Origin of the sequence: Kangiella sp. (assembly GCF_014762745.1) — a bacterium.
Taxonomy (GTDB): Bacteria; Pseudomonadota; Gammaproteobacteria; order Enterobacterales; family Kangiellaceae; genus Kangiella.
Map to the genome: position 1 here is coordinate 1 of NZ_JABURJ010000007.1, position 5,505 is coordinate 5,505.

At 41.6% G+C, this 5,505-nt stretch carries 6 protein-coding genes; all 6 read left to right on the forward strand.

The window, feature by feature from the left end; genetic code table 11:
- Positions 1-101: 101 nt before the first annotated feature.
- The 6 genes from HUJ19_RS00050 (at position 102) to HUJ19_RS00075 (ending at position 4,832) form a co-directional block, all read left to right on the forward strand.
- Entirely contained in the window at positions 102-1,436 is a 1,335-nt protein-coding gene (locus HUJ19_RS00050; RefSeq protein WP_290621523.1) for a hypothetical protein, read from the forward strand.
- Between the two features lie 5 nt (positions 1,437-1,441).
- Positions 1,442-2,833 (forward strand): aromatic amino acid lyase, encoded by a 1,392-nt coding sequence (locus HUJ19_RS00055; protein WP_290621525.1) that lies wholly within the window; start codon positions 1,442-1,444, stop codon positions 2,831-2,833.
- 128 nt (positions 2,834-2,961) lie between these two features.
- Positions 2,962-3,309, forward strand: coding sequence for a hypothetical protein (locus HUJ19_RS00060; protein ID WP_290621527.1), 348 nt, complete (start codon positions 2,962-2,964; stop codon positions 3,307-3,309).
- A gap of 73 nt (positions 3,310-3,382) precedes the next feature.
- The gene (locus HUJ19_RS00065; RefSeq protein WP_290621529.1) at positions 3,383-3,775 is read left to right on the forward strand and encodes an ankyrin repeat domain-containing protein; all 393 of its coding nucleotides are present in this window, start codon (positions 3,383-3,385) and stop codon (positions 3,773-3,775) included.
- A 96-nt stretch (positions 3,776-3,871) separates the two neighbouring features.
- The gene (locus tag HUJ19_RS00070; protein ID WP_290621531.1) at positions 3,872-4,372 is read left to right on the forward strand and encodes a hypothetical protein; all 501 of its coding nucleotides are present in this window, start codon (positions 3,872-3,874) and stop codon (positions 4,370-4,372) included.
- Positions 4,373-4,475: 103 nt separating this feature from the next.
- Positions 4,476-4,832 carry a hypothetical protein gene (locus HUJ19_RS00075; protein ID WP_290621533.1) on the forward strand — a complete coding sequence of 119 codons (357 nt, stop codon included), beginning with the start codon at positions 4,476-4,478 and terminating at the stop codon, positions 4,830-4,832.
- Positions 4,833-5,505 lie beyond the last annotated feature (673 nt).

Genomic DNA, 5,505 nt, shown 5'->3' on the forward strand with positions numbered 1-5,505 from the left:
ATATTTTGCTTCGCTGCGCTCAAAACGCAAAATATGCCCCTGCTTGGGGGCGTTAGGTCTCCGGAGAGTATGCCCTATGCCCGAAATAATAAGGAAATGACATGGAATTTTTGTTTATTGCACCGTTTCGAACAGATTTCAATTTAAACAGTCTCGAAGCGATTTGTCATAGAGAAGCAATAGTAGATGTATTGTTATTGGCTGTTCAGGCGGAAAATGAGATTGATAGTGGTTTTCGATGGCTAGTACCATGGAACAAAGAAGAAAAAGGAGAGCTACATTATTCTGAGTTGAATGAAGATCAGGTTCCGGACTCTGCAACACCTCTGTTAAAACTGCATTTACAACCTAAATATGTAAAACAAAAACTCGATGAAATATTAGCGGAGTCTGAATTTAAGGAATACGAGATAAATAAGTGTGATGTTTTGTATTTTGACAACACGGTTGGAATTTTAACTATAACTTTATCATTTTCTGATAGATATAAACATGAAGACGTATTTCCAGTTGTTGATAAGTGGTCTACTCAGCTTTGCTCTTCGATAGTAAAAATAATCGTTCCCCATGAGGTCAGCATCCTAAAAAACATACAATCTCTATCGAAGGAACGAGAAAGAAATCTGTTTTTAAGCCCGAGGGATTTTATCGTTTTCTTTGACAGGTTCGAAAACTCTATGGCTAATACTGATAAAGAAAATGAAAGGATGCTATGGGTTAATCGTACTTATATAGGACATGTTGATAATGGCCTATCTCCAGTTTTAGAGCGATGGACTCAGAGTAGGGAGCTGAGAGAAAGCGCGTTATTACTCGATGAATCAGCGATATCGACATGTGTAGGAAATAGCGTGGTATATGGCAAGCTGTCAGAAGAAAATAAATACGCAGTAGAGACAGCCTTGCAAATATCGACGTATTTCTATGTGTTATATGACGTATTTAATAAAATACTAAAACTCCTCTATTTGGAAATGTCGAGCAGCAAAAAGGCTAAAGAATCGACTATTTCAAGAGTAAACAGAATTCGTGCCCATATTGAATTTATCGAAAACGAGTTTGGCGACGTGTTAATGGGGCTACAAGGCAAGCGTTCTGCTATCGCAAGTAGATTCATGGAAACCTGGAGTTATAGTGAGCTTGTAGATGCTGTCCAGAAAAAGAAGAACTCTGCGAGTAGGTTCGCTGAATCCATTTTGAGCGAGAGACAAAACAAGTATGGGAGAGTCGTTGAGGCGTTCTTGGCGGCTATTGGTGGAGTTTCACTACTAGATTTTATTTTGAGCTTATTTGCTTTTTCAAATGACAAAAACCTAAACACCGATACAGTTGTAGGGATTGTAGATGGTGCTAAGCGCTTACCGGTCGATGGCGTATTGTATGCTGCGATTGCCTTGCTTGTTTTTGTTTTAATTCTTGTTTTGAGAAAACGGTGAACGGTATGCAAATATTAAAAGGTTTTCTGAAGTCAGTGGATAATTTGGCTAAACCCAAAATATGGGAGAGCAGCTTAGAGAGAATAGAAAAAGAAAATAACCATTTGCGAAAGCTGGTCAATAGAGGTGATGTAAATATTTATGGTCTAAATACAAGACCAGGACACAGGGATTATGAAAAAATAGAATTAGCGGACCTAGTAGTAAATCAAAAGGATCTGCTTTCATCGCATGCAATTGATGCGGGCTTGCCAAGTTATTCCAAGTTTACAGCTAGGTGCATTACTTTCGCCAAGCTTTACTCGTGGTCTGCAGGTATGTCAGGCGTATCTCCTGTTCTGTTTAATTCATTATCGAACTTGGCAGTTGAAAAGGGCTTTTTGCCAAAGATTCCAAAGCACTCTAGTTATTCAAGCGGTGATGTAATCCCTGCTTCGCATTGGGCAACTGCCGTACTAAACGAACTTAGCGAAAGACAAGGCTATAATGCACAGTATGGCGAGGCGATGGCTCTGATCAATGGTAACTTTGTCCAATTGGGCTATGCCTCGTCAATTGTTAAAAAGCTCCGAAATGCTTGGTTATTTTTTTTAGAGCTATGCTCAATTTCTTGCATGTTATCAAAAGCAAACAGGTCTAATCTTTTCTTTTTTTCAACATCTGAACGAGCTTTCACCAATGCTGCTTTAGAGTATGTCAGGGAGCGATCTGGTGATGGTCAAAAAGATACGCAAGACCCTATTTCATTGCGTGCGATTCCGCAGGTTCTCGACGTCTTTTCTGTGGCGATAGAGGAGTATCTCAAAGAAATAAACTATTTACTTTTTAAACCATCAGGAAACCCGCTTTATGATGTGTCTAGTGACATTCCATTATCTCAAGCAAGTTTTCTATCGCCCACTCTAACACTCAAGGCAAGCACCATAGTGGAATCTATCCTATTCGCTATGTGGTCTATGGTTGGCAGGACAAATTATTTGTTGAGCGGGAATGTCAAGGGAGTGCCTAAAGATGCAGCTAATGAAGGCTCGAGCCTAGCATTAATACAGTATCCCAAGTACATGATGTCGATATTGGAAAAATCTAGATTAGATTTTGGGCGTCGAGTCTATTCGTCTGGCTCTTCTACCTCTTATGGCACCGAAGATTTGTGGACGAATGGACTTAACGTATTGGATCAAGTGGAATCAATTTTGGATGATTTTATAAAGTTAGGAGCTTGTGAATTTTATATATTCAAATACATTCAAAAGCACCACGATGATGAGTTGACAAGAAAGCTATCTTTCTTGCGTGATGTACACGCTGATTCAAACATCAGTGATATATCAAAAAGTGTACAAGATTATATTGAGAGTAGAGCGCATACTGACTACGAACATTTGTTCCCAGTGTGACCTAACAAGGCACTCCAGCCGACGTTCCAAACTCCGCAGCTTTTTGTGCCTTCTCTTCGCTCATTTTAGCACAATAATCCGCTCCGTTTAGCACGCGGCTGAGCGCGGCGTTATGTTTCAAAACCACTATGCAAATAGCTAATCTAATTGAGCCAGGGTTCTCCACAGCTGACGCTGAATACCCTGAAATAAAGCAAGAGGATGGAGATTTAACTCTGCGCTTTAAAGACTGGCAAGAAAAACTCGTTGAGGTTTTCTTCGGTGATGCTGTTGCCTTCAAGTGGCAGATGGCCGAATCTTTTCTAGCCAATGAACGTGATGATTGTAGCTACGAAATTGAAGGCTCTGAATGGCTAGAGCTTCATCGTAAACAAGGTGAGATTGGCCCCCAAGAAGAATATAAGCATTACAAATTTAACTTTAATGCTGTTGGTCAATTTGAGGTTTTAGCTCAGTGCTATACCGTAAAAACATAACAAGGCAAGGCAAAATCGCCCTGCGGGCTGGACTCGCTAACGCTCGCCGCTGCTTGCGGCGTTAGGGCTACTCATGAATATCGACAAAGATGGTCGCTCAGAACTTCATTATGCAGCTTTAGAAGGAAATGCAGAAAAGGTTCGAGCACTAATTCAGTCAGGTGCGCTGGTTAATCTTCAATGCAAACAAGGCTGGGCAGCCTTGCATTGTGCTGCTCAAGCAAATTGCTCTGTAACGGCTTCATTGCTTGTAGAGGCTGGAGCGGATTTAGAATTAAAGGATGTATTTGGTAACACCCCACTTTGGAGGGCAACCATGGCATCCAAGGGTAACGGCAGTGTTATAAAGTTTCTTTTGGGCGCAGGAGCCAACCCAAATGCTGAAAATAAGTCAGGTGTAAGCCCAGTGTCATTGGCTAACACTATTGGCAACTACAACGTGGCTCAGTTTTATGAAAAGCCCTAACAAGGCGCTGTTGTCGCCACTATCGTGGCTGGGACGGCTTACGCTGCGCTCCAGCCGCCCCAAAGCTTTGCGTTATGCATAAAAGGCGAGAGAGAAGTGGAAAAAATTACGCTACATTCAATAGATAGGGCATCTGAAGAGGCGGTCAATCTCTGGTCTCTCGCAAGTAGTCAATACCCATTAAAGAACCAACTAATTCAGGAATACGCGAATACAACAATAATTGAGGTTGTCAGCTCTTTTGCATTAAATGCTCGCCGAGCCATGGAGGTTCTTCCGCCGAAAGTTAAATATCCACTAAGTGCCGCCCGCTGGAAGTGGATACCGTCTTGCAAGGGTGAGAAAGTGGCGGTTCTGTGGGATGCCTTAAACAGAATAATTCATGCTCGTAAGCTATATGTCGGCTTTGAACATTTGCCTAGTGATGTTTCCGTTATTGATGGTGGCGCCATAATAGTTCCTTACATTCAAGCGGAAACGGACCGAAAGGAGTTGGCTTTTATTGATCCGTTTTCCCTGTCACACGCATTCTTGTACTGTGCGTTGCCTGCGCTTAACGAGATAAAGAAAAATCAACCTCAAGGTAGCAGCCACTAAATGTATAACAATGCCATTAAATTAGCTCCCTTCGGTCGCCGGACGCTCGTTCCTCGCGCCGTTAATGGCAGGCGCTATACGCTTATTCAATTTGACTGAGTTTATGAAGAAATGGCTTGACGAAGTTAGCACGTCTCTTGATGAAGCTATAAAGACCGCTGAAAGGGCACACATACCCTTGCAGAGCTTATATCGCCTTGCACCTGCACTTTTTGCTTTAAAGCACGGAATACAGGATGAAGAGCTAATCCAACAGATGCTAGATGAAGCAGATGCACAGGTCAGTGAGGATGCCTCTTATGATGAAAGATCTTGGGATCAGTATAGATTTCATTATGTATCGTCATACTTGTTCTGTTACGTGGTTATCGAAGAGCTCAAAGAGCTAGAGTACGATCGTATTTTTGAATATGTAAATGAGCACATGAACTTGTTTAGCGATGATTACGGAATTGGTTGAGCGTGTAACAAGTCAATTTACTACGCGCCTGCAGCACCGGACGTGCTAACGCACGCTGGTTATTTCTGGCATTAGCCAGTTTGGATTGTTTTTTCTTATGGATTCATTTTTGGACTTACTTCTGAATAGGCATCGCCGTTTGAAAGGCGAAACATATTTCAGAAATCGATTCCCTTTAATGCTTTTAATCAGCTCGATTTTTTCAGTGTTTATAGCTGATTCCTTTAGTGCGTTTCTAATTTCGATTGGTATTTTTATGTTTATAGATATGCTTCTCGCTTTCGGGGCATGGCTTTATTATAAAACTGATTTGTAGAACAAAATCGTGGTTCGCACAAATTGACGCTAAACATTATTCTGATAAATTCCCTCGAACACGCTTAAGCTGTTCGAGGCTACAAAGAAAGAGCACCCTACGCCCCAATTTCATTTTAACCAGATTGCCGCGCTCCTTTGCAGTCGCTCGCAATGACAGGGCTCACATTCAATCAAAGCCTTTTCATTCCCCTTAACCACGTCACAGTTGGGCTTAATTAGCTCTTGCTCTTACTGGGCGTCTACTGCAAAATGGTTCGGTTCCTGATTTTAGAATTGTTTGTTTTTCAAACAATTAGGCCGGTTGGCCAAAGTAAACTATAAGCTGGCAATAATATGATGATAAGCCGGTGATTTA